This window comes from Lentzea nigeriaca (assembly GCF_016907955.1).
Classification (GTDB): domain Bacteria; phylum Actinomycetota; class Actinomycetes; order Mycobacteriales; family Pseudonocardiaceae; genus Lentzea; species Lentzea nigeriaca.
Genome location: NZ_JAFBCX010000030.1, coordinates 18,859 through 42,271, shown reverse-complemented (window position 1 = coordinate 42,271; position 23,413 = coordinate 18,859). Strand labels below are relative to the sequence as shown.

Sequence of the window (23,413 nt, the reverse complement as noted above, 5' to 3'; positions counted from 1 at the left end):
AGTGACGGCGTGCCCGAGAACCCAGGCCCCCCGACCGTCGCGGACGTGCTGGCGCTACCCGTGCTGGCCGCGGGTCTGCCGGAGGTCGTCGCAGGCGTTCCGGGCCTGGACCGGCCGGTCCGCTGGGTGCACATCACCGAGCTGACCGACCCCGCGTCGTTCCTCAAGGGCGGCGAGCTGGTCCTCACCACCGGCGTGCCGCTGCCGGGCGACAGCTCGCAGGTGCGCCGCTACGTCGACGAGCTCGCCGACGTCGGCGCCGCGGCACTGGTCCTCGAACTCGTCCGCCGGTTCCACCGGGCGCCGGACTCGCTGATCCGCGCCTGTCGTGCCCGCGGCCTCCCGTTGATCACGCTGTCGCGGGACGTCAACTTCCTCGAGGTCACGCAGGTGGTCCACGCGCTGATCCTGGGCAACCAGACCGAGGTCCTGCGCCGCACCCAGCAGATCCACGACACCTTCACCGCACTGACGTTGCGCGGCGCCGGACCGGAGGACGTGGTGAGGACCGCGGCCGAGATGAGCCACCACACCGTCGTGCTGGAGAACCTGGCCCATCAGGCGGTGATCTGCGAACCCGTTGGGACAAGCGCGGAAGAGGCGCTCTCACACTGGGAACGCCGGTCGAGAGCCGTCCCCGTCGAGGGCCGCACCACGCTGCACGAACCGGACAACTGGCTGACCACACCAGTGGAGTTCCAGGGCGAACGCTGGGGCCGGGTCGTCATGCTGCCCACGCCGGGCGCCGCCTTCGGCACCGAGGACGTCACCGTGCTCGAACGAGCGGCGATGACGTTGACCATCGCCCGGCTCATCCACTCCACGTCCTGGGAGCGCCGCGCCCACCGCCACGTTCTGCGTGACATCGCCGAACAACGCCACCGCTCCCCCGCCGAAGCCCGAGCCCGCGCCGCCGCGCTCGGCCTGCCGACCACCGACGCCACCTTCCTCGCCGTGCTCATCGACACCCGGCACAACGCGACCGAGGTCGAAACCCTGATCGCACCCGCCCTCGAACGGACAGGCCTGGTGGGCGCGTTCGAAGACCGACGCGTAGGAGTGCTGCTCTCCCTGCGCGGCGGTCAGCCGTGGCAGTCCACTGTGGAGCAGCTGAGCCGCACCGCGCGTGAGGCGGACCCCGACGCGGTGGTGAGCGTCGGATGCGAGGTCACCGATCTCTCGCACGTCGCGCGTTCCTTCCGCGAGGCCGGACGAGTCGCCGAAGCCGTGCTGCCCGGATCCACCGGCCAGCTCTACCACCAGCTGTCCGACATCGGCCTGCGGCACCTGCTCCACACCCTGCGCAACGACGTGCGCGTCCAGGACTACGTCGAACGGCAGGTCGGCCGGCTGATCGAGCACGACGCCCGGCACGGCACCGAACTCCTGCCCACGTTGCGCCACTACCTCGACGCAGCGGGCAACAAGACCATCGCGGCCCGCCGCAGCGGCCTCTCCCGGCAGACCCTCTACGAACGCCTGCGCTTGCTCGAACGACTGCTCGACCGCGACCTCGAAGTGGGCGAGCAACGCACCGAGCTGCACGTCTCCCTCCTCGCGCTCGACATCCTGCGAATGTCCTGATCGAGCGGCTTGGCGCGGCACTACCTCTGCGCGCAGATCCCGTCAGGTGGCAGCGAGGTCGTCGCCAGCACGTTCCTTCTCCACCGACGGGCAGCCCGGCCGACCGATCGGCACACAACAGCTCACACAGCGACTCAACCGGCTGGGCATCCGCCCAGCCCAGCCCGCAGCACCGCGTTGCTCCAGCTCGCCACCGAGATCCCCGCCGCGGTCCTCGCCCGCACGCTCGGCATCAGCGTCAATTCCGCCGTCCGCTGGCAACAGGTCTCCTCAGGCGACTGGACCGCCTACGCCGCCGAAGTCAGCCACCGGAACCATGACCATCACCCAGACGAATGAGCAACGTCCCAGGAGGTTCACGCCATGACCGCTTCGCACTCCGTGTCGATACGACAGACCGGTGAGCACGACACCACGGCACTGGCGGCGCTGCGGCGGGCATGGACGGAGGAGCAGGCCGGGCATCTGCTCGAGGACGACCGCTTCGAGGAGGACTTCGCCCAGTGGTACACCGCAGAGGCATCGCGCCGAGCGGCGTTCGTGGCCGAGCTCGACGGCAAGGCCGTCGGCATGGTGAACCTCGCCCTGTTCGAACGGATGCCCAGGCCAGGACGGCCAGCCAGCCGATGGGCCTACCTGGGCAACGCGTTCGTGCTCGCGGCCCACCGCAACCGCGGCATCGGAACCGCCCTGCTCAACGCGGCCGTCTCGCACGCACGCGCCCGCGACTGCGCCCGCATCGTCCTGTCCCCGAGCGAACGCTCAGTGCCCTTCTACCAGCGAGCCGGCTTCGGCCCGGCCACCATGCTCCTCGCGCACGTCCTTTGACAGCTGACCACGCGGCTGCCGACCGCTGGGTCCCGTCGCACAGCTCCACGGCAGGCATTCCGACACTTCGAATATCCGACGTCGCCATTTCCGACCTCGCGCTCAAAGAACACGCTCTGGCCCGCACCGCCCCGATCGCCGCCGCCCCAGGCCGCTACCAGCCCACTGACAAGATCACGGCATTCCTCGACAACCTGTGAGCAACCAAGGAGTGCGCACAAGACGACGTTCATGGCCGGATGATCGAGTGGGCGAAATCGCCCGCGCGCTGCTGCTGCTGTCGTCGTCGATGATGCCGAGCGTGATCGGGTCGACGTGGGCCGTCAACGCGGGTTCCACCACGGGTCGCGTGACCGCTAGCCAGCGAACAGGCGCCCGAGCCGGTAGTCGATGATCCGCGTCGCCTGCTCGGTGTCATAGGCCTCGACCAGCATCGCGCTGAGTAGGCCGGCGGTCATGGTCGCGAGCGCGTCGGCCTCCAGCCGGGTGTCGACGTGCGCCGGAACCCCGCCGCGCTGCTGGGCGTGGTCGAGTTGGTCGGCGACGAGGCGGACGAGGTGGGGCATCATCGCCTGCTGGTCGGGAGCCTGGCCGCCGCGGGTGACGTCGACGGCGAAGTAGGCGATCTGCACCGCGCACAGCATGCGGCTGCGTTCGTCGGTCGGCAGCACGGCGAGCAGGCAGGCGCGGATGACGGCGCGTTCGTCGCCTGTCTGCAACGCCTCGGCGATGTCTCGTCCTGCCCGCTCGGCGCCCAGTTCGGTGATGCGTTGCCAGGCGTACCGCAGCATCTGCTCCTTGGCAGGGAAGTAGTACTGCACCTGGAACATCGAGATGCCGGCCTCCGCGGCGACCGCCCGCAGCGTCACCGCCTGCAGGCCCTGCGTCGCCGCGATCCGGAAGAGCGCCTCCGCGATCTCACGCCTTCGCTCGTCGTGGTCAACGCGTTTCGGCACGTGATCACTGTGCCACACCAACCGCTCTTGGCCGGACAGCCCGCCTGCTATAACATTGCATCTGCATTGGAAAGGCGGTCTGGGGGTCGACATGCTCGGAAAGTTCAAGGATCAGAAGGCCCAGGAGAACTACTTCGCCACGTACGACGCGATCTTGCGGAAATGGCCCGTTCCGTCCGAGGAGCTGGACGTCGAGACGCGGTTCGGGCCGACCCACGTCCGCCGTAGCGGAACCGGTCAGGGCACGCCGATCGTGCTGCTGCACGGTGTCATGGGCACGTCGTTGTCCTGGTATTCCTTCGTCGCCGAACTCACCGAGCGGCACACGGTGTACGCGGTCGACACGATCGGCGAACCGGGTCGCTCGGTCCAGACGCGTCCCGTGCAGAGCGGCCAGGACCAGGCGGACTGGCTCGCCGACGTCCTCGCGGGCCTAAATCACGAGAAGTTCCACCTGGTCGGGATCTCCCGCGGCGCCTGGCTGGCGCTGGACCTCGCCACGCGTTCCGGCGACCGGATCTCGAGCGTGATCGCCATCGAACCCGGGGGCTTCGGGACCATCGGGCTGCGGTTCGTCCTCTGGAGCTTCGGCCAGATGTTCCGCTGGCTGCTACCGGCGCCGATCCTGCGCCGGATCTTCTCCGGAGATCCCTACGCGCGCCGCACCCTGGCCCCGCTGGTGATCCGCGGGCTCAAGTACAAACCGCACTTCCCGCCGCAGTACGTGTTCACCGACGACGAACTGCGCGCGATCGATGTGCCCGTCCACTTCGTGCTCGCCGAACGCAACGGCGTCTTCGACGCGCGCGAGCTCGCTGCCCGCGTCGAGGCACTCAATCCCCGCCTCCGCGCGGAGATCGTGCCGAAGACCACCCACGCGCTGCCCCTGGAGGAACCGGAGCTCGTGATCTCCCGGATCCTCACCCTCGTCGAGGACGACAGGGCGGACCTGCCGGAATGAGCCTCATCCACCGGCTCAGGTACCGCATGCGCCCTTGATGTGCCCGAACCGTCGTCTCCGCATAACCCTTGCGTCCCAATCACTCGGTGAAACCCACCGCATACACCGTCAGCGGGCCCAGAGATCTCCAACCGCCGCCCGAGACCACGCCATGATCCTTTCCTCCTGCCTGGATTTGGTACTGACCCAGGCGGAGAACCCAGCGGCACATGACGCGGATTATGCGGACTCACTCGATTGACCGCGCTCCCTACCAGACCTAACAGCCGCAAAATCGGCATAACCCACTCGGCGGTCTTCAAAAGAAAACGACCAGGGGCAAGGCCCCCGAAGGCCGTGCCCCTGGTGGTGATCGTCAGCCTGCGCGTCGCGCCCATGCCGTGAACGGGTCCAGCGCTCCCTCGACCCGGCACGGCTCGATCGTGCGGCCGCCGCGGTCCAAGCCGCGGTAGGAGGCGCGGTAGTCGAAGCCGTAGCTCGCGGCCTCGTCCGCGCTGACGGCGTAGTACACGGTCGTGATGCCGTGGTCGAACGCGGCCCGGTAGCACATGCCGCAGGGCTCGCCCGAGGCCAGCAGCACGGACTCGGCGACCTGCGCCGGTCCGGCCTTCCGCGTGGCGGCACGCAGCGCCACGATCTCGGCGTGCGCGGTGGGATCGCGCTCGACCAGCACGCGGTTGACGCCGGTGCCGAGGACCCCTGCGGTGGGGTGCAGGACCACCCCCGCGAACGGGATGCCGCCGCGCTCGACCTCGGCCAGCGCGATCGCGACGGCCTCCCGCATGTGGCCGGTGATCCGGTCGGTGTGCAGCGCGGTCATCACGCTTGGCCCGAGGCGTACTTGGGGCTGGAGGCCAGCTTCAGCCACACCACTCCGCCGATGATCACCGCCAGCCAGAAGACGCGTGCCGGCGTGAGGGCCTGGTCCAGCAGGAACGCGCTGACCACGGCCGCGCCGGAGGAGCCGATGCCGGTCCAGACCGCGTAGCCGATGCCGACGTCGATGTTCTTCAGTGCCAGGCTGAGGGTGAAAACGGTGAGGAAGAAGAACACCGCCGCGGAGATCGACCAGCCCAGGTCGGTGAACCCCTTGCTGCCGCCGACGCTCACCGCGTAGCCGATCTCGACCAGGCCCGCGATCAACAGGATGATCCAGGCGCGGCGGCTCGCGCCAGCGGCGGCGGTGGTGTCCTCGTGTCGAATCGTTTCGGGTTGGTTCGTGGTGGTCATCTCGTGTGCTTCCTTTGCGATGGTCTCCGTGTCAGGTCTTTCGGTGGCGCGTCGGGTCAGACGGCCGCGCCGGACAGTTCCAGGCCCACCACGCCGACGATGACGGCGGCGATGCCGACGACCTTGCGCCAGTTCAGGCGCTCCTTGAACAGCAGGACACCCAGCAGCACGATGCCGACCGAGCCCAGGCCGGTCCAGATCGCGTAGCCCACGCCGACGTCCAGGGTGATGAGCGCCAGGCTCAGGAAGAACGTGCCGAGCGCGCCGATGACGAGCGTGAGGATGGACGGCCACAGCCGGGTGAAGCCCTTGGCGGCGTTCGCGCACAGCGCGAAGGCGATCTCGAAGACGGTGGCGATCGCCAGGTAAACCCAGTGCATCTCGCATTCCTTTCCGTGCTAGCTCAACGCTTTGCGCAAATCCTCGGGATTCGGCACGCCCTCGAAGCGGTGCGAGCCGATGTCGATGGTCGGGACGGCCCGCACGCCCGCCGCCCTGGCCTGCGCCAAGCCGGCCTGGTGCCGCTCGGCGTACCGGCGCTCGGCCAGCGCGGCAGCGAACTCCTCCGCGGGAAGCCCCACCTCGGCGGCGATCTCCTTCAGCACCTCGGGCTGCCCGATGTCGCGGTCTTGCTGGAAGAACGCCCGCAACACCGCGCCGTGGTACTCCTTGGCCCGGCCGTGCTCCTCGGCGAACAACGAACCCTCGAACGGCAGATGCGTGTAGGGCTGCGGTGACACGGTGGGCAACTTGATCGGCACCCCGAGCCGCTCGGCCATCGGGTAGACCGAGCTCCGCCAGACCCGGGGCAGGTACTCGTCCTCCGGGCGCAGGGTGGGGTTCGGGTGGGGCCGCAGCTCGTAGGGCCGCCACGTGACCGTGGCCCCCGCCTCGGCCGCTGCCTTCTCGATGATGTCCTCAGCGAGCAGGCAGTAGGGACACACGTAGTCGAAGTAGACGACGACCTCGGGTGGGTTCATGTCTCCTCTCCCGATCCTCAGGAGCGATGCTGCACTACTATTTGCATGCATGTACAAGCTCTTGTCAAGCCCTCTCGACACGGTGGCCAGAGGGTCTCTGACGAGACCCATGCTCGTACATGGACAATCTCCGAGGATTCCAGCGCTTATGCCGGCCGGAACAGCGCCATCGAGCCGGTTCGACCGGCGCCGCGCCGCCCGATCGCGTGCATGTACCCGCAGGATTGCCCTGGGCCACTCGACGACGCGTCTAGAATGTTGCACAAGCATGTACTTGACTGGCCGATCAGAGAACCGCAGGTGACGAGATGAGCGCAGCACCCAGTCGATCCACCGAAGCCGCCGCCTCCAACCTGGCCGCCTCCGACCAGGCCGCCTGGAATCGGGTGCTGACCTTGCACGTCTTCGTGGAACGCCAGCTCGCCCAGGTGCTGCAGCGGCGCCACGGCGTCGGGCTGTCGGAGTACCGGGCACTGGCCGAGCTGTCGAAGTCGGCAGCCGGCGAGTGGCGGATGCAGGAACTGGCCGACCGGATCGGCCTGGGCCAGAGCTCGGTGACCCGCCTGGTCGCGCGGTTGGACGCACTCGGCCTCGCCCGCCGCGACCTGTGCCCCGACGACAAGCGGGGCGTCTACGCCGTCATCACCGACGAGGGCAGGCAGTTGCACATCGCCGCCAGCGCCACCTACGCCGAGGCGCTCAGCTCAGCGTTGAACACCGCGGGCGCCGACCAGGGGCTGGCCCGCCTCGTCCAGGCCATCCGTAGCGCAACCTGACGTCGACGTGCTCCTCGCGCAGCAGTGCGGGTGAAGACCACAGGAAGAAGGCGGTCCGCCATTCGCCGCAATCGGGCGCGGTGATCTGTGATCCGCGTCGGGCATGAAGTTATTTGCTTGACTGTGCATGTGTCTTTGGTTAACTTTGTTGCCGCGCAGCGACAGGACGGCCGGGACCGCTGAGAGATCAGCCGGGGCGAACCCTGCCGCTTCAGCGGGCATCCCGACCTTTCGGCGCCACGCGGCGCCGGTCCCTCGCTCAGCGAAGCCCCCCACCTTTTGGCAGCACTGCTTGCTCCCGAGGAGGAACCGTGCCTTCGTCGCGTTTGCTCGGTCACCTCGCCGAACACGCGGTGAACCGTTCCCGGTCGGTCGCCCTCGTCTGCGGAGACCGGGAAGTGACCTACGGCGAGTTGTCCGGGCTCGCCGAGCGGTACGCGGCCGAACTGACCGCGCTCGGCGTGACCCCTGACCGACCGGTGTGCGTTCCCGCGCACAAGTCGATCGACACCATCGCACTGCTGATCGCCTGCTTCTCCGTCGGCACCAGCGCTCTCGTGCCATCGTCCGAACTGGGCCCGTCGGCGCTGCGCACCATCTGCGAACAGGCGAGGTGCTCGCACGTCCTCACCGCAGGCGCGGATGGACGGCCGAAGTGGACGGTCGTCGACGGCGCCGCGCCCGAGGGCTTCGAGCCCGTCGACCCGAGCCGTACCAAGGTGTTGTTCACCACGTCCGGCTCCACCGGGACACCGAAGATCGTCCCCGTCCCGGAGTCCGCGTTCGACAACTTCGCGGAGTGGGCGACGAAGCAGTTCGCCCTCACCGCCGACGACGTCTCGCTCAGCTACGCGCCGTTCAACTTCGACCTGTCGCTGCTGGACGTGTGGGTCATCCTGCGTCTGGGCGGCCGGGTCGTCCTGGTGGAACCGGCAGCGAGCGCGGACGGTGGCCGGCTTCGTCGCCTGGTCGCCGACCACGGCGTCACGTTCGTCCAAGGTGTACCGCTGCTCTACCAACTGCTCACCGAGGACGAGACCGCGACCTTCCCCACCAGGACGGTCGTCTTCACCGGCGAGGCGCTCCCCCACCGGCTCCTGCCGCGCCTGGTTCGCGCGTTCCCGGAAGCCCGGCTGTACAACGTCTTCGGGTGCACCGAGACCAACGACAGCTTCATCCACGAGGTCGACCCGGCGACGGCGGGACCGCGCATTCCCATCGGCAGGCCGGTCGACGGTGTGGAGGCTGTGCTCCTCGACGACGACGGCGCCGTCATCGAGGAGCCGGGAACCGGTGAACTGCTGGTCCGCACACCGTTCCAAACGAGCGGGTACCTGCAGAGCGCGCTCAACGACAAGGTGTTCCGTCCGGCTCCGGACGGCGTCGGCGGACCGTTCTACCGGACCGGCGACATGGCGACCCGGAACGCCGACGGCACGTTCGTCCTCGAAGGACGCCGCGACTTCCAGGTAAAGGTGCGCGGCATCCGCACGAACGTGCTGGAGGTCGAGGCCGTGCTGGCCTCCCACCCGGAGGTCGAGGCGGCCGCGGTCGTCGCCGTCCCCGACGACGCGGCGGGGCACCGCCTGCACGCGGAGGTCGAGCGGAAGCCGGGATCGGGCCTGACCTCGCTCAAACTGCGCGGCCACGGCGCGCAAACCCTGCCCCGCCACGCCATCCCGTCCACGATCCGGATCGGCGACGCGCCCCTGCCCCGCACCTCCACCGGCAAACCGGATCGCAAGTTGATCAAAGAAACCGTCATGAAGGGCTGACTGATGGACCTGGAAACCCAGATCCGCGACTACATCGTCTCCGAGTTCCTGTCCGGCGAGGACGTTCCCGACCTCACCGACGACTTCGACCTCATCGAGAACGGCGTCGTCGACAGTCTCGGGCTCGTCCGACTGATCTCGCACCTCAGCAAGACCTACGCCATCCCGGTCGACGACATCCCGCTCTTACCGTCGAACTTCCGCGACATCGAGCACATCTGCGCCTTCATCCGGCAGTCGCCCGTCGCCGCGTCGGGCTGACCGCGAAACCCGCAACTACCGAAAACCCATTCACCCAGGAGAAACACGTGATCGTCCGCAGCTACGACGAGATCGCCCCTGTCGAGTGGGGCAACGGCACGAGTCACCGCCTGCTCACCGAGTCCGACGGCATGGGCTTCACCGTCTGCGAGACGCTGGTGCGCCGAGGCACCACCAGCGCCCTGCAGTACCGCCGTCACCTGGAGGCGTGCTACTGCATCGGCGGTTCCGGTGAGGTCGTCACCGCCGACGGGGAACATCACAAGATCATGGAGGGCACCCTCTACGCCTTGGACAAGCACGACGCGCACTACCTCGTCGCCTCCGACGACGAGGACCTCCGGCTCATCTCGGTGTTCAATCCGCCGCTGAGCGGCGACGAGAAGCACAACCTGTCCGAAGACGGGTTCTCCCAGTACTGATCCGTTCACGGTGGGGCCGCGCGCCGGTCGGGCGGCCCCAGCCACGGCACCAGCGAGGGACTGGAACACCATGACTGCGACCACCGACACCACCACCGACACCTTCGACACCGTCGCCGCCTGGGCAGAGGACCTCAACCGTGACAACGCGACGTTGGATGACCGCGGCGAGTTCCCTTGGGAGAAGTGGAAAACCATCCAGCGCAGCGGCATCCTGGCCGTCCCGTTCGAACGGCGGTACGGCGGCGAGGGCCGATCGCTCACCGAAACCATGCGGGCGCTGGAAGGGCTCGGCTACACCAGTCGGGACGCGGGGCTCAACTTCTCCACCTCCACGCAGATCGTCAGCGTCGGCCTGGTCCTGCAGGCGTTCGGCAACGAGGAACTGACGACGACCTACCTGCCGAAGATCATCTCCGGTGAGCTGATCACCGCGCACGCGATCACCGAGCCGACGAACGGCTCTGACGCCACCGGTATCACCACGACAGCCCGTCGGGACGGCGACGACTACGTCCTCGACGGCGAGAAGATGTTCATTACCAACGCGCCGATCGCGGACCTGCTCCTGCTCTACGTCCGCACCGGGCCCCCAGGTCCGTTCGGGCTGAGCTGCTTCCTGGTCGAGCGCGACACGCCGGGCCTGCGCATCGGCGAACCGCTGGACAAGATGGGCCTGCGCACCTCGCCTCTCGGCGCCGTCACCCTCGACGGCGTGCGGGTGCCCGCATCCCGCCGAGTCGGCCAGGAAGGCGCGGGCTTCCTCATCCTGGACCACATCATGAAGCGGGAGATCCTGCTGTCGTTCTCGATCACCCTCGGCGAGATGACGCACCGGCTGGAGCGGTGCGTGCGACAGGCCAGGACACGCACGCAGTTCGGTCAGCCGATCGGCGCGTACCAGGCCGTCAGCCACAAGATCGCCGACATGAAGATCGCGGTGGAGACGGCCCGCAAGTGGCTGTACGACACCGGGGCCAAGGTCGAGGCTGGCGAGGACGCGTCGATCGACGTGGCCGCCACCAAGACCGTGGTGAGCGAGGCCAACCTGCGCACCGCGCTGGACGCGGTCCAGATCTTCGGCGGCTCCGGCTTCCTCAGCGCGACCGGCGTGGAGGCGGACGTGCGCAACGCGGTCGGCGGCACGATCTACTCCGGGACCAACGAGGTGCAGCGCAACAGGATCGCGTCGCTGCTCGGCCTCGGTTCCCCGGCCGGCGAGGGGGTGCGCCGTGGCTGATCTCACGCGGCTGACCGAGCCCACGGAGTTCCTGGACCACGAGTCCGTGCCCGTCCAGGAGTTCATCGACCGCGTGGTGCCCGACCGCGGCGCCGACAAGCGGCAACTGGCGATCGCGCTTTACTACGCGGTCCGCGACGACGTCTTCTACGAGGTCTACGACGCGGACCTGTCCCGTGACGGGCTCAAGGCCAGCCACGTCGCGACCCGCAAGCAGGGCTTCTGTCTGCACAAGTCGGTGCTCTACGCGGCGTGCTGCCGGGCGGTGGGCATCCCCGCGCGGCTGCACTACGGGAAGGTCCGCAACCACCTGGCGTCCGACCGGCTGCGCAAGCACATCGGTGGCGACGTCTTCTTCCACGGGCTGACCGCCGTCCACCTCGACGGGCGGTGGGTCAAGGCGACACCGGTGTTCAACGGCCTGCTGTGCAAGCTGTACGGGCTCACGCCGTTGGAGTTCGACGGCACCAGCGACAGCCTGTACCACCCGTTCGACGCCGACGGGCGCAAGAACATGGAGTTCCTGGTCGACTACGGCGGGTTCGACGACCTGCCGTACGAGTTCGTGATGGACCAGATGAGGACCAACCACCCCGACTTCCTGAATTCGGACGGCACTGGCACCGTGTCCGGTGGTTCCCTTGCCGCCGAGGCCGCCAGGTGACCGCACGGAAGGAGGACATCGCCATGACCGAACCCACTCCGGCCCCGGACGGCTGGGGCGCCCGCGCCCGGATCGGTGTGGTCGTGCCCCACGCCGACGTCGGGCCGGAATCGGAACTGCAGGCCCTCGCACCGCGTGACGTCGTCGTGCACGGCTCCCGCGTCCACTTCGGCGCGATGCGCGCCGGGGGCGAGATGGATCCGAAGATCCCGCACGCGCCGGTCCGGGCGTTCGTCGAGCCACCGCACGTCGACACCGCCGTCGAACTGCTCGCGGCCGCGCCCCTCGACGCGATCGCGCTCGGCTTCACCAGCTCGGCGTACGTGCTCGGCCCGGCCGGTGAGAAGGAGCTGTACAACCGGTTGAGGGGCTACACCCGCGGGTTGCCGATCACGGGCACCACCAAGGCGGCGGTGGCGGGCTTCGACGCTCTCGGCGCCCGCCGCGTCGCCATCGTCAACCCGCCCTGGTTCGACGACGAGCTGTCCGGCCTGGGAGCCGACTACTTCGCCGAGTTCGGTTTCGAGGTCGTCCAGCACGGCCCGTGCGGGTTGCCGAGCAACCAGAAGCTGATCACACCGGAGGCGCTGACCGACTGGATCCGCACCACGGTGGCCGAGGCCGAGCCGGACGCGGTCCTCGTGGCGGGCAACGGCATCAGGGCGGTGGGCGTGATCGACGAGTTGGAGCGCGACTGCGGTTTCGCGGTCCTGACCGCCAACCAGGTACTGCTCTGGCACGCACTGCACCTCGCCGACGCGGCACACCTGGCCTCGGAGATCACCTCCTACGGCCGGCTGTTCACCGTCTCGCCGAGCTGAGCGGCCGCGAGCGGCAGGCTGACGGGAGGCACGTCCGGCCGTGTGCCGGACGTGCCTCCTGGCGGACACGACGCGGGAGGCGCGCTACCCGATCCCCGATGTCGAACTGGGCGGGACGGTGCTCCCAGGTCGTCCCGACCGGCGGGGATGAGGCCGTCCGGCGGTGGTCTCCGCTCAGAGGCGTTCGCCTGCTCAACCCGCCGTCCGATCCGGCCAACGGATCAGGCACTGCTCAGCGGCGAAAGCTCACGAGTCCGCACCATGCCGCTGATCGCCTTGCTCGAGCGCGCTCATCCCGCCTGCCACCCGTCGCCGACAGCTCGATCGGCTCCCTCGTCACCGCCCTGGATCAGAGCCTTTCCGGTTCCTTTGGCGCACGTTAGGCAGCCTGGGCGACCTTGTCTTCGCGTCGCCGGTACGCACGGCGACCGGCACCACCCCACCCCGACTGGGGCGATGCCGATCCGAAGGACAACGAGGGGAAACGTCGATGGAGACGAAGATTCAGCCCAGCCGGGTCAGCCGACTGGGCCGCCGACTGGTGCTGCTGGGGGTTGGCGCGGGCCTGGTGCTCGGCGCGGTCGCACCCGCCGCGGCAGCCACCGGCGCCGAGGCCGACCCGGACCAGGTCACGCCGGCCGTGATCCAGGTCGAGGAGGTCGACGGTCAGCCGATCACCGGCGCCGAGCTCGCCAAGTTCCTCGAGGAGGACAAGGCCCGGACGACGGCCGAGCTCGACCCGACCCCGTTCGATGACGAGGCGACGGCCGCGGCCGCGCCGGCGAGCACCCGGGACAAGATCGTGAAGGCCGCCCGGAAGGAGATCGGCACCGCTGAGAAGCCGATGGGCAGCAACTGCCAGAAGTACTCGAAGCAGTGCGTTTCCTGGTGCGCCCTTTTCGCGACCTGGGTCTGGCGGAAGGCCGGCGTGGGCATCCCGCAGTACGCGTTCACCGGTGACGTCTACAAGTGGGGCCAGAAGCACAAGAAGGCCTACAGCAAGAAGCGCCTGAAGAACGCCAAGCCGGGTGACGTGCTGCTCCTCGGCACCGGCCCGTCGAGCCCGAGCACCAGCAAGCACATCGGCATCGTCGAGAAGATCGACGTCAAGGCCGGCAAGGTGACGTTGATCGAGGGCAACGCGTCGAACAAGGTCAAGCGGGTCACCCGTGCGCTCAGCACCAAGACCTTCTACGGCGGCGTGCGTCCCTGACCACGCCGTGACCTCAGCCAGCCGGGCGGGATCGTCCCGCCCGGCTGATTTCGCAGCCCACTCGTACCACTGATCGCGGTGCTCGAGCATGCCCTGCTCCCACCGCCGTCAAGGTGCTACCACGTCGCCGCTGTGCCGTGGATTGAGCGGGTATCACCTCCGCCGCTCGGGGGCGGTGCGCGTGTCGGTAGGAACTTCTGCCCACGACAGGAGCGGTCTACATCGTCGACGGGATCGCAGCATGGCCACCGTCGGTGTCGTCTTCACCGCCACAACGCACCTCATCCGGTGGTCGGCACGGCGGCGCGGCCCTGCTTGCGGCCTGGGGTCCACCAGTTGAGGTCGCCGAGCGCCGCCATGGTGGCCGGGACGAGCAGACAGCGGACCACGGTCGCGTCCACGGCGATCGCTGCCGCCAGCCCGACCCCGAACATCTTGATCGCGGGGTCGTTGCTGGGCACGAACGCGAGGAAGACGCCGACCATGATGGCTGCCGCCGCGGTGATCACGCGGCCGGTGCCGAGCAGGCCCTCGCGGACTGAGCGCAGGTTGTCGTGGGTCAGGCGGTAGCGGCGTTGGACGTCGCGGAGCAGGAACACCTCGTAGTCCATCGACAGGCCGAACAGCAGGGCGAAGAGCATGAGGGGCACGTAGCTCGGGATCGGCACCGGACCGGAGAGGCCGATCCACGTCGCGCCCCAGCCCCAGGTGAACACCACGACGAGGACGCCGTAGGCCGCGCCGATGGAGATCAGGTCCATCACCGCCGCCTTCAACGCCATCAGTGGCGCTCGGAAGGAAAACAGCAGCACCGCGACCGATAGCAGCAGGACGACTCCGATGACGAGTGGCAGCTTGTCGGTGACGAGGTCGGCGAGATCGACCCTGGCGGCGGTGTTGCCGCCGACGTGCACGGTCATGCCCGGCACGGGCTGACTTCGCAGGCGGTGGACGAGATCCGCCGTCGCGGGATCGCCGCCAGAGGTCGAGGCGATCACCTGGACCGTGACTATCCGCCCGTCGGCGGACGGTGTCGCCGGGCCGACGGACGCCACCCCGGACTGAGCTCGCACCATCGCCTCGAGCGGTGCCATGCGGGGGTCGTGGGCGCCGCTGACCGGCGTGTCCAGTTGGGCGACAACGATGAGCGGCGTGCTCGCGCCGGGACCGAATGCCGCCGAGATCGCGTCGTCGGCCTGACGAACGGCGGTGGCCTCGGGCCAGGACCCAGCGTCGAGCTGGCCGAGCCGCAGGTCCAGCGCGGGTGCGGCGAGCAGGGCCAGCAGCACGACCGCGGCTCCGCCCGCGCGCCACGGGCTCCTGGTCGCTCGATCGGCCTGGCGTGCCCAGAACCCGCCGGAGCCGGTGCCGCGCGCCAGCCGGTTGTGGAGTCTGCCGCCGCGGGCCAGCCGGGCTCCGGCGAGCGAGGTCAATGCGGGCAGCAGCGTGAGTGCGGTGAGAACGGCGAAGAAGACCGCGATCCCGCACGTCCAGGCCAGCGTCTGCAGCAGCGGCACTGCGGTCAGGCTCAGGCTCGCGAGCGCGACCGCGACCGTCACGCCCGCGATCACCACCGCCGTGCCCGAGTCGCCGGCCGCGCCTTCGATGGCATCCGGCACCGACAGGCCCTCGCGGGCCAGCGTGCGGAACCTGTTGAGCAGGACCAACGAGTAGTCGATGCCGACACCGAGGCCGATCATCAGGGCCAGGGTCGACGCCTGGGCGGGCATCGGCGTCAGATTTCCGGCCAGCCCCACGATCTCCAGCGTCGCGACCACCGAGAGCGCCGCGGACAGCAACGGCAGCACCGCGCCGAGAAGGCCGCCGAGCGCGAGGAACAGCACGGCGGCGGCCAGGAGCAGACCGAAGTACTCGTTGCTTGTACTGCCGGAACCATCCATCACCTGAGCGAATCCACCGCCGGGCAGCACTCGGACGCCCGCGTCCCTGGCTGGCTCGGCGGCGTCGAGGACGGACTGCGCCATTGCCTTCGTCATCTCCGCCCGGCGGACGTCCAGGCCCACGGTGAACCAGCCGGTCCGACCGTCCGCGGACAGTGACCCGTCTTTCGCCGCGGGCGGCTTCACGCTGGTCACGTGCCCGGCCTGCCGCAATTGCGCCGCGGTCGCCGCCAGCACACCGCCGTCGAGCCGTCCGCCTTTCGCCACCAGGATGACGGTTCCAGTGCTGAGCGAAGCCTCACCGGACGCGGCCAGGTCCCGCACGAACTGCGCGTCGGTGCCCGGCAGGCTCACGTCGTTGTCCGTCGGCGAGCCGATGACCCCCGCTCCGATCACCAGCGCCAGCACCAGGAGCACCCACCCGCCGATCACCACGAACCAGTGCCGGACGCTCGCCCTACCCACTGCCGCGACGACTGCGGCCGCCCGGCAGTCAGGTGTGCCCATCGACCCCACAAGCCTTCACCGTAGTGGGTCTGATGTGCGGCGATGCTCGGTTGTCGTCCAAACGGGTGCAGTTCGCCGAAGCCGCTCACGTTCCCGCCGGTCGCCCCCGACGTCCCTAGGCGTTGAGCAGGTGAGGGTGCTGAAGATCACCGGATAGATCGCGTCCAGCGGCCGGTTCTGCCATTCGACCATGCCCTCGATCACCTTGTCGGTGGACGTGGAGATGGTCGGCCGCGGGACCGGGAACTCGCCTGACGGCGTCCGGCCCAAGACCGTGCTGACTGATGTCGGCCCGGTCGAGATTGGGTTCGTGCTTGTCATAGCCGAGGTGATCGGTGATCTCGCCCTTGAGCGCGGCCTCCAGCAGCCGGTTGGTCAGCTCCTGCAGCCGACGAGGATTTTGCGTGAGTTCGAGCGGTTGCCGGTCGGGTCCAGGCCGGGGTGCGCCGAACAGGCGACATCACCTTGTTTCCGTTCTCTCTCGCGAACCGGCCTGTCACGGTGACCAGGTGGACGTCATCGGGTTCGGTCTGATCGCCATCGGTGCCTGCGTGTGGAACGTCTTCGCAGCGGACGCCCTGTTCGTCGGCCTCTTCCGGATCCAGGCCGGCCGCAGGATGGTTGCGGGCGGGCCGGCTCCGTTCTCCATGTCCCCGCCAAGGTCCGCAGAGGAACACATCGGGATCGGAAAGGCCGGCATCGTGTCCGGCACATTGAAAGCGGCGACCGGCGCCGTGATGCTCGCCGGAATGGCTTGGCTGGCCTCACAGGACTGGCATCTGTGGGGCCACACGCTGTCGTTCGTGGGCAGGTCGTCAAGCCGGAACCTCGAGGTGCTGGGGACACTCGTCAGCGGCGCCACGGCGGCGGCGGTCTACGTCTCGATCCGCCTCGCACGCGAACGGCACCTGCCCGCCAAGGGGCTTGGCAAACGCACGAAGAAGCGCGATCCGCGCAAGGCGCAGTCACGAGCGGCAGGCGCGGCCTTGATCGTGGCCGGAACGGCCATCAGCGCGGTGTGTGTGGCGTTGAGCGGGTACCTCACGATCGACTTGCTCACCGCGGCGCCGTTGCCGTACACGGAGATCACGCCAATGGCCGTAGTGCTGTCCGGGCCAGTCCACGTCGCCGGGCTGAATCTGGTGCGCCGGGGGCGCCGACACTTCGTGAAGATCCTCACCAACTACCAGCTGGAGCAGGATTTCGTGCTGTACCTGCGGTGGTTCATGGAGGACGGGTTCCTCGACCGGGCTTATCCCCGCGCCGGGACGCCGTTTCTGTCCCACTTCCTGATCTCCGGCGCGAGCGAGGAAGAGCAGCTCGTCGAGGTGCTGAAGCAGTACGGGCGCGTGATCGCGGTGGGTGATCCGACGGAGGCGTTGCCGAGGGTGGGAGCAGAGCGGTTCTATCTGCCGTTCGACGGGTGGCAGGCGCCGGTACAGGCGCTCATGGCAAAGGCGCGGCTGGCGGTCATCTCGCTCGGCATGGGCGAGGGGACGTTATGGGAACTGAAAGAGGCGATGACGACATTGCCGCCGGAGAGGTTGGTCCTCCTCGTGCCCATGGACGAGGAGGACTACGAGAAGTTCCGTGAAGAGGCTCACAAGAGACTGCCGAAGAACAGGAGATTGCCTCCGTACCTGACGGACTCGGACAGGCAGGTCGGCAACCTGTCTCTGACGTACCGAGCGGCGTTGCGCAGGAAACGGGGAGAAGCCGGGACGACGACCATCCTCGACGGGCTCCAGACGGGGAGGTCGCTCAGCACGAGTACGGAGATGGGAGCGATTTTCCAGGCGGTCGTGCACTTCCGGAGCTGGAAGCGGCCGGTGTTCGAGCGGCTGGACTCGGTGCTACGGCCCGTCCCGTTCCGCGACCCGCGCCGTGTGGCGATGGAAACCGCGCTGCGGCGAGCAATAGGGCAGACGAACACGGCATAGCGTCACCGTTGTCGAGCGGTGCCAGGAGCCCGGTGCGCAGCCGCGACTGCAACTCCGTTATATCCGCTCTATGTCGCCGAGCATGCACGCTGGCCTCAGGCGAGGCAGCGCCGATGAGCCTTGGCAGCACGGAGTGGGAGCGGATTCCTTCTGATCGCCGTCCACAACTGCGCGAAGGTGGGCAGACCGGTTCAACATTTGCGCTCGGCCAGGCGGATGGAAATCAGGCCGACAGCTCTATCTCCACAATGGACAGAGGAAGACCTCGGCACGCGGGTCGTGGACGGGTGGGCTCTGGGCGGGGATCGGCCTTGCGAGGGAGTCCGCCGGCGGGTGGACGAGCCTCTGCTACGCAGCGTGCTGTTCGGCCGTGGGCCGGGTTGGTGTGAGGGTGGGGATGCTGCCCGTGGCGAACAGGGCGAGGGCGAGCTCGGCCTGCTGGGTGGCGCTGATGGTGGAGAAGTTCAGGCCGGCGATCTGACGGTCGTCACCGACGGTGGATTGGACGGTGGCGGGCATGCTGATCGTGGTGTTGCCGAGGCGGAGTCGGACGTGCACCTGCTGTCCCGGTGCCGGCAGCCGGTCGGGGGCGGCGATGGAGGCCCCGGTGAGTGACACGTCGCGGATCTGGCAGAGCGCGCCGTCGACGGTGATGGTTCCGGTGCGTTCGAAGCGCACGGCGGCGCGGCGTTCGGCGCCGAAGCGCTGTCGGCGGATCCGGTGCACCGCGGCGGTGAGGATGACGGCATTGACCGCGACCCAGATCGCCGCGCCGTGGGCCAACCACGGCAGCACCTGCATCGCCCCGGTTCCCCAGCGGACCCGCTGGGCGAGGTACTGCTCGGCGTTCGCGGCCGCCAGACCGCGGGCTAGAGCGCAGCTTGGATGTGTCCCCCGGCACGCCGTATCGGCAACCGGTACAGGCCACAGTCAGCAGGCCTATGTCACCTGGTCGAGCAAACCTGTACTCGCGGAGGTAGACATTCACCTCCCCCGGCATGTAGGGTCCTTCACGACTCGAGAAAGAGAACGTCATATCGGCACGGGAGATGACGAACTACCCGTGAGTCAGAGCAGGACGGTCGAACGAGCCGGAACCGACCAGCAGTAAGAGGTTCAGGCAGGGCGACCAAGGGCAGTCGGCAGGGCAATACCGGAAGCACGACCGCAGTACGCACGACCCCGGAGCCGACAGCCGCAAGTGCAAGACGCAGTACCGCAGTGCCAGACGGTGGCTTGCCGGGGCCGATTTGCAGCACGGGCTCCGGCGAGCCACCGAGGCCATTCGGCGAGCATGAACGGCGGGTGCACGAGGCCCGGCGCCGACGGCCGCGCAAGAACAGAAGAGTCAGGTACCAGAGGAGAAGGGAAGGGTTGCACGCCATCGGATCGCCCGCCTCCGGCTGAACTTCGCCGGGCGGGTACCGCAGTTCCATCGAGATTGGCAGGTGGTCTTCGGTTAAGCACAAGCAACGATCCCCGCAGTACGCGCCTTCGGCGCGGGTGATGCGGACAGAAGGAGTCGGCCTCACGGCCGGCTGATGGAAGTGAAACCCACAAACCCTTGGGGCCCCGGTGCTATCACGCATCGGGGCCCCTCGTGATGTGAAGGCGCGATGACCCCAGAGACACCCCAGCCAGAACCCACCCAGCCGCACACCGCGGCCGACAACCTCGACGACGACCACTACCCCGCCTACACCATGGGCCGCGCCGCGGACATGCTCGGCACCACCGCGGCATTCCTGCGCAGCCTCGACGAGGCGAAGCTCATCGAACCGCAACGCTCCGCCGGCGGGCATCGCCGGTACTCGCGCACACAGCTCCGGCTGGCCGCCCGAGTCCGGGCACTGGTCGACGAGGGCATCGGCCTGGACGCCGCCTGCCGCATCGTCACCCTGGAAGACCAGCTCGACGAAGCCAGGAACCTCAATTCCCAGACGCCGCCCGCACAACCCTGACGAGCCGTACCCGCCTCTGCGGGTGTGTGACCGGGCAGACCGGGCCACCACGACTCGCGGCCACGACGCTGCCACGAGGATGAAGGCCAGAGCTGTTGCAGCGCTTCGAGCGCTGCCGACCGCTCTGGCGTCCATCCGGCGCGCCGGCCGCGCCACCGGATTCTCCTGATGCCGTGCGGTTTCGTGGATCAGTTCATCGCACCGCAGTTCTACGATCTGCCCATCACATCGCCGCCTCACCACTGAGGCCGACAGAAGGCAGCGAGCATGGAGCGATCCGAGGCGCGGAGTGCTGACGACGAGCAGGACACCCTCGACGACGGGCGTCCGGACCCGGTCGAACGGCTCGACGAGGCCGCCGACGCGCTCGAGGCCCTACGTGAGGTCCTCACTCTCACCGAGCCACTCGACGAGGTGCTCAACCGGCTTGCCGACAGCGCCATGCGGGCCATCCTCGACGCCGATGGCGTCACCATAACCGTGGTGACCGAAGACGGTGTCTACACCGCGGCGGCGACCGAGGACCGCCTCATCGAGGCCGACCAGGTGCAGTACGGCGCCGATCGCGGTCCCTGCCTGCAGGCCGCGACCGAGCGGAAGGCCGTCCGCGCGGTGGTGGGCCAGCACCTCGACGCGTGGCCTGAGTTCGAGGCCACGGCCCGCCGACTCGACATCTGCGCCTATCTGTCCGTGCCGCTGCTGGTGACCAGCGCTGATGGTGACAAGCTGGTCGGGTCGTTGAACCTGTACAGCGTCACCGACACCGCGTTCGACCCGTTCGACGAGAGCTTAATGCGGTTGTTCACCACCGTTGTGTGTACCGCGATCACCAGTTCCCAGTTGTGGCAGAACACCCGCAACCGGTTGACGCAGCTGGAAACCGCGTTGCACTCCCGCGCCGAGATCGATCAGGCCAAGGGCATGTTGATGGCCGTGCACGGCTGCAGCGCCGACGAGGCATTCGCGATGCTGGTCGAGCGCTCGCAGACCCAGAACATCAAGCTGCGCGAGATCGTGCGGAGCATGCTCGCCTCGGTCAGGAAGAGCTGAACTGGTGTGGCGGGCGCGGTGCGGGCCGCCGGGGACGGACCCGCACCGCGCTACCGGATCCACGCGGCCGCTGGCTGCTCAACGACAACGCTCAGCCTGCCAGACCATTCGCGCGGACCTGACCGCGTCCAGCAGAACTCGGACCCGGCGACGCCGGGATACCCCGTCCACACCGTGCATTCAAACCGAGGAGACGGGAGCGAACGATTTCCAGGGCCTGAGCGCCGGTGGACAGCGGCGGCGAACCGTTCAGTGCCTCACCCGTTCTGATGACGGGGTTTCTCGGGCCGGAACCGTGGCTGTCACGCCAACCATCGTGGAGCGTGATCATCAGTGCGACCTGTGTGGCGACACGGGCTCGATGACCTGGTGGCAACCTGTAGCCGGCTCCGACCCACGGCATGAGAGATTCGGCTACTGTGGGACGGGTTGGGGTCCAGCCGACGGCATCCGGCCGACGCGGTCCCCGATCCCGTCCGGTCCGGTGGTCCTCCGGCCGGAGACAGGAGCACCGGCTTGTTGCCGGACAGCCAGCCTCCCCCTTCCAGATCCCGCGCAGCCGTCGATTTCGCCGAAGCAAGACTGTCCGCGGAACGAGCGGAAATCGTCCAACAACGCCAGGCCGCCAGACGAGTGGCGGAACACGCTCGCGATGCGGGCGACTGCCGTGAACTGCTGTCCATGCTCGGCCTGGCAACACTGCCACCGGGCTCCTGCGGCGCGGTCCCGAGGCACGACCAGCACACCACCCCGACTTTCCCGGAGGCGTTCGACGTGTTCCGGCCTGTGGAAGGAGCACGTGCATGAACCGAGGTACCGTCAAGTGGTTCAGTGGTAGCAAGGGTTTCGGCTTCATCGCGCCCGAGAACGGTGGGCCGGACCTGTTCCTGCACCACTCCGAGGTGAGTGGCTACGCCTTCCAGGGCATCCCGGACAACCAGCCAGTGGAGTTCGAGATCGGCGAGGGCGACAAGGGACCGCGAGCGGTCTCTGTGCGCGTGCTCTGACCGGCTGACGAACCGGCGGCCGGTTCTCGCGCAACCGGCCGCCGACCGCGCCCGGTACCGTCCACTGTGGATGAAGTGACGTGGGGTTTCGTCACCACCACGACCGGGGTAGCCATTACTTCCGAGTCACCTACCCCGATCGCCCCAGACCCCGGCGGCGGAGATGCGGCTGCCGTTCTGGAGGTTCGTGGCGTGAGCACATCAGTTCCCCGAGTTCAGGTTGGACCACAACCGATGTTCTCGGGCGAGAAGACCCCGTTCGAGATGTTCCTGGTGAAGCTCTTCGCGGTCATCCCGGCCGTGGCCCTCGTCGCCGCCGTGCCGCTGGCGTGGGGCTGGGGCCTCGGCTGGGCGGACGTCGGGATCGCCGTCTTCTTCTACACCTTGACGTGTCTTGGCGTGACGGTCGGCTTCCACCGCTACTTCACCCACGGCGCTTTCAAAGCCAGCCGCGCCTTGCGGATCGCGCTCGCGATGACCGGCAGCATGGCGATGCAGGGCCGGATCATCGGCTGGGTCGCCGATCACCGCCGGCACCACGCCTACGCCGACCGCGAGGGCGATCCGCACTCGCCGTGGTTGTACGGCACATCGGCCGTCGCACTGGCCAAGGGTTTCTGGCACGCCCACATGGGCTGGATGTTCCGGCGGGAACTGACCAACGCCGCACGCTTCGCCCCCGACCTGCTCGCCGATCCGGACATGCAGCGGGTCAACCGGTGGTTCCCGGCGTTGACCGCGGTGACGCTGATCGCTCCCGCGGTGCTCGGCGGGCTGATCACGTGGAGCTGGTGGGGTGCGCTGACGGCGTTCTTCTGGGCCGGACTCGTCCGGGTCGCGGCATTGCACCACGTGACCTGGTCGGTCAACTCGATCTGCCACATGATCGGCGATCGCCCGTTCGAGGCACGCGACAAGTCGGCGAACTTCTGGCCCCTGGCGATCCTGTCGATGGGCGAGTCGTGGCACAACTCCCACCACGCCGATCCCACCTGCGCCCGCCACGGGGTTCGCCGGGGCCAGATCGACGTCTCCGCGCGCCTGATCCGGATCTTCGAACGACTCGGCTGGGTCACCGACGTGCGATGGCCGAGGCCGGAGCGCCTGGCCCGCAAGCTCAAGAGCACCGCTGTCCGAGCAGCGGAGTGAGCGGGCTCAGCTGACACTCATGAACGGCACGGGGCGGGGCGAGTCGCGACACGCCACGAACGCGACAGGCCGGTGCCTCGAGAACCTGAGGTTCGTGCTGGGCGAAGGTCCAGGTGAGGACGCTTTGAGCTCCGGGGTGCCGGTGTTGTTTGGTGCGGTGCTCGGTGCCGCTGCTCGAGAAGCTGGC

25 protein-coding genes and 1 pseudogene are annotated in these 23,413 nt (G+C 68.4%); 18 read left to right on the top strand and 8 right to left on the bottom strand.

Going from position 1 to position 23,413, the window contains the following annotated elements; all coding sequences use genetic code 11:
* Positions 1 to 9: 9 nt before the first annotated feature.
* The 4 genes from JOD27_RS43800 (at position 10) to JOD27_RS43785 (ending at position 2,612) form a co-directional block, all read left to right on the top strand.
* Complete coding sequence (locus JOD27_RS43800) at positions 10 to 1,584, top strand: PucR family transcriptional regulator (protein ID WP_204768312.1); 1,575 nt, start codon at positions 10 to 12, stop codon at positions 1,582 to 1,584.
* A gap of 177 nt (positions 1,585 to 1,761) precedes the next feature.
* On the top strand, positions 1,762 to 1,923 hold the full coding sequence (locus tag JOD27_RS43795; RefSeq protein WP_204768311.1) for a hypothetical protein: 162 nt from the start codon (positions 1,762 to 1,764) through the stop codon (positions 1,921 to 1,923).
* 24 nt (positions 1,924 to 1,947) lie between these two features.
* Positions 1,948 to 2,412 carry a GNAT family N-acetyltransferase gene (locus tag JOD27_RS43790; protein ID WP_204768310.1) on the top strand — a complete coding sequence of 155 codons (465 nt, stop codon included), beginning with the start codon at positions 1,948 to 1,950 and terminating at the stop codon, positions 2,410 to 2,412.
* Positions 2,409 to 2,612: a hypothetical protein gene (locus JOD27_RS43785; RefSeq protein ID WP_204768309.1), complete on the top strand. Its 204-nt coding sequence runs from the start codon at positions 2,409 to 2,411 to the stop codon at positions 2,610 to 2,612. Before JOD27_RS43790 ends, JOD27_RS43785 begins: the two co-directional genes overlap by 4 nt.
* A 156-nt stretch (positions 2,613 to 2,768) precedes the next feature.
* On the opposite strand, the gene JOD27_RS43780 is transcribed toward JOD27_RS43785, so the two are convergent.
* Positions 2,769 to 3,368 (bottom strand): TetR/AcrR family transcriptional regulator, encoded by a 600-nt coding sequence (locus tag JOD27_RS43780; RefSeq protein ID WP_204768308.1) that lies wholly within the window; start codon positions 3,366 to 3,368, stop codon positions 2,769 to 2,771.
* Positions 3,369 to 3,459: 91 nt separating this feature from the next.
* Here JOD27_RS43780 and JOD27_RS43775 point away from each other — a divergent pair, with 91 nt between their 5' ends.
* Complete coding sequence (locus JOD27_RS43775; protein ID WP_204768307.1) at positions 3,460 to 4,329, top strand: alpha/beta fold hydrolase; 870 nt, start codon at positions 3,460 to 3,462, stop codon at positions 4,327 to 4,329.
* Positions 4,330 to 4,684: 355 nt separating this feature from the next.
* Here the strand turns inward: JOD27_RS43775 and JOD27_RS43770 are convergent, their stop codons facing one another.
* From JOD27_RS43770 to JOD27_RS43755, 4 genes are read right to left on the bottom strand one after another with little or no spacing between them, the layout of a single operon-like run.
* Positions 4,685 to 5,149, bottom strand: a complete 465-nt coding sequence (locus tag JOD27_RS43770) for a nucleoside deaminase (RefSeq protein WP_204768306.1) — start codon at positions 5,147 to 5,149, stop codon at positions 4,685 to 4,687.
* Entirely contained in the window at positions 5,149 to 5,559 is a 411-nt protein-coding gene (locus JOD27_RS43765) for a DMT family transporter (RefSeq protein ID WP_204768305.1), read from the bottom strand. The genes JOD27_RS43770 and JOD27_RS43765 overlap by 1 nt, the downstream gene beginning before the upstream one ends.
* A gap of 56 nt (positions 5,560 to 5,615) precedes the next feature.
* Positions 5,616 to 5,939 (bottom strand): DMT family transporter, encoded by a 324-nt coding sequence (locus tag JOD27_RS43760; protein WP_204768304.1) that lies wholly within the window; start codon positions 5,937 to 5,939, stop codon positions 5,616 to 5,618.
* A gap of 18 nt (positions 5,940 to 5,957) precedes the next feature.
* Positions 5,958 to 6,539 carry a DsbA family oxidoreductase gene (locus JOD27_RS43755; RefSeq protein ID WP_204768303.1) on the bottom strand — a complete coding sequence of 194 codons (582 nt, stop codon included), beginning with the start codon at positions 6,537 to 6,539 and terminating at the stop codon, positions 5,958 to 5,960.
* 308 nt (positions 6,540 to 6,847) lie between these two features.
* On the opposite strand from JOD27_RS43755, the gene JOD27_RS43750 reads away from it, so the two are divergent.
* The 8 genes from JOD27_RS43750 (at position 6,848) to JOD27_RS43715 (ending at position 13,711) form a co-directional block, all read left to right on the top strand.
* A complete protein-coding gene (locus tag JOD27_RS43750; protein ID WP_204768302.1) occupies positions 6,848 to 7,315 on the top strand; it encodes a MarR family winged helix-turn-helix transcriptional regulator in 468 nt (155 codons plus the stop codon).
* A 311-nt stretch (positions 7,316 to 7,626) separates the two neighbouring features.
* Positions 7,627 to 9,090: an AMP-binding protein gene (locus JOD27_RS43745; protein WP_204768301.1), complete on the top strand. Its 1,464-nt coding sequence runs from the start codon at positions 7,627 to 7,629 to the stop codon at positions 9,088 to 9,090.
* 3 nt (positions 9,091 to 9,093) lie between these two features.
* Positions 9,094 to 9,351, top strand: coding sequence for an acyl carrier protein (locus JOD27_RS43740; protein WP_204768300.1), 258 nt, complete (start codon positions 9,094 to 9,096; stop codon positions 9,349 to 9,351).
* Between the two features lie 47 nt (positions 9,352 to 9,398).
* On the top strand, positions 9,399 to 9,773 hold the full coding sequence (locus tag JOD27_RS43735) for an ectoine synthase (RefSeq protein WP_204768299.1): 375 nt from the start codon (positions 9,399 to 9,401) through the stop codon (positions 9,771 to 9,773).
* Between the two features lie 70 nt (positions 9,774 to 9,843).
* Positions 9,844 to 11,013 (top strand): acyl-CoA dehydrogenase family protein, encoded by a 1,170-nt coding sequence (locus JOD27_RS43730; RefSeq protein WP_204768298.1) that lies wholly within the window; start codon positions 9,844 to 9,846, stop codon positions 11,011 to 11,013.
* Complete coding sequence (locus JOD27_RS43725; protein WP_204768297.1) at positions 11,006 to 11,677, top strand: transglutaminase-like domain-containing protein; 672 nt, start codon at positions 11,006 to 11,008, stop codon at positions 11,675 to 11,677. Before JOD27_RS43730 ends, JOD27_RS43725 begins: the two co-directional genes overlap by 8 nt.
* A 23-nt stretch (positions 11,678 to 11,700) precedes the next feature.
* A complete protein-coding gene (locus tag JOD27_RS43720) occupies positions 11,701 to 12,498 on the top strand; it encodes a maleate cis-trans isomerase family protein (protein WP_204768296.1) in 798 nt (265 codons plus the stop codon).
* Positions 12,499 to 12,988: 490 nt separating this feature from the next.
* Positions 12,989 to 13,711: a CHAP domain-containing protein gene (locus JOD27_RS43715; protein WP_204768295.1), complete on the top strand. Its 723-nt coding sequence runs from the start codon at positions 12,989 to 12,991 to the stop codon at positions 13,709 to 13,711.
* A 281-nt stretch (positions 13,712 to 13,992) separates the two neighbouring features.
* Here JOD27_RS43715 and JOD27_RS43710 read toward each other — a convergent pair whose 3' ends face one another.
* Both JOD27_RS43710 and JOD27_RS47405 read right to left on the bottom strand, forming a co-directional pair.
* The gene (locus JOD27_RS43710) at positions 13,993 to 16,119 is read right to left on the bottom strand and encodes an MMPL family transporter (RefSeq protein WP_204768294.1); all 2,127 of its coding nucleotides are present in this window, start codon (positions 16,117 to 16,119) and stop codon (positions 13,993 to 13,995) included.
* Positions 16,120 to 16,260: 141 nt separating this feature from the next.
* Positions 16,261 to 16,347, bottom strand: a pseudogene (locus JOD27_RS47405) (transposase); the annotation flags it as partial.
* Positions 16,348 to 16,628: 281 nt separating this feature from the next.
* Between JOD27_RS47405 and JOD27_RS43705 the strand changes: the two are divergent.
* Positions 16,629 to 18,059 carry a hypothetical protein gene (locus JOD27_RS43705; RefSeq protein WP_204768293.1) on the top strand — a complete coding sequence of 477 codons (1,431 nt, stop codon included), beginning with the start codon at positions 16,629 to 16,631 and terminating at the stop codon, positions 18,057 to 18,059.
* Positions 18,060 to 18,407: 348 nt separating this feature from the next.
* Here the strand turns inward: JOD27_RS43705 and JOD27_RS43700 are convergent, their stop codons facing one another.
* Complete coding sequence (locus tag JOD27_RS43700) at positions 18,408 to 18,860, bottom strand: PilZ domain-containing protein (protein ID WP_204768292.1); 453 nt, start codon at positions 18,858 to 18,860, stop codon at positions 18,408 to 18,410.
* A gap of 815 nt (positions 18,861 to 19,675) precedes the next feature.
* Here JOD27_RS43700 and JOD27_RS43695 point away from each other — a divergent pair.
* From JOD27_RS43695 to JOD27_RS43680, 4 genes are all read left to right on the top strand, one after another.
* On the top strand, positions 19,676 to 20,020 hold the full coding sequence (locus tag JOD27_RS43695; RefSeq protein WP_204768291.1) for a MerR family transcriptional regulator: 345 nt from the start codon (positions 19,676 to 19,678) through the stop codon (positions 20,018 to 20,020).
* A 267-nt stretch (positions 20,021 to 20,287) separates the two neighbouring features.
* Complete coding sequence (locus JOD27_RS43690) at positions 20,288 to 21,070, top strand: GAF and ANTAR domain-containing protein (RefSeq protein ID WP_204768290.1); 783 nt, start codon at positions 20,288 to 20,290, stop codon at positions 21,068 to 21,070.
* A gap of 803 nt (positions 21,071 to 21,873) precedes the next feature.
* The gene (locus JOD27_RS43685; protein ID WP_204768289.1) at positions 21,874 to 22,077 is read left to right on the top strand and encodes a cold-shock protein; all 204 of its coding nucleotides are present in this window, start codon (positions 21,874 to 21,876) and stop codon (positions 22,075 to 22,077) included.
* Between the two features lie 234 nt (positions 22,078 to 22,311).
* On the top strand, positions 22,312 to 23,226 hold the full coding sequence (locus tag JOD27_RS43680; protein WP_204768288.1) for an acyl-CoA desaturase: 915 nt from the start codon (positions 22,312 to 22,314) through the stop codon (positions 23,224 to 23,226).
* The last annotated feature ends 187 nt before the right edge of the window (positions 23,227 to 23,413 follow it).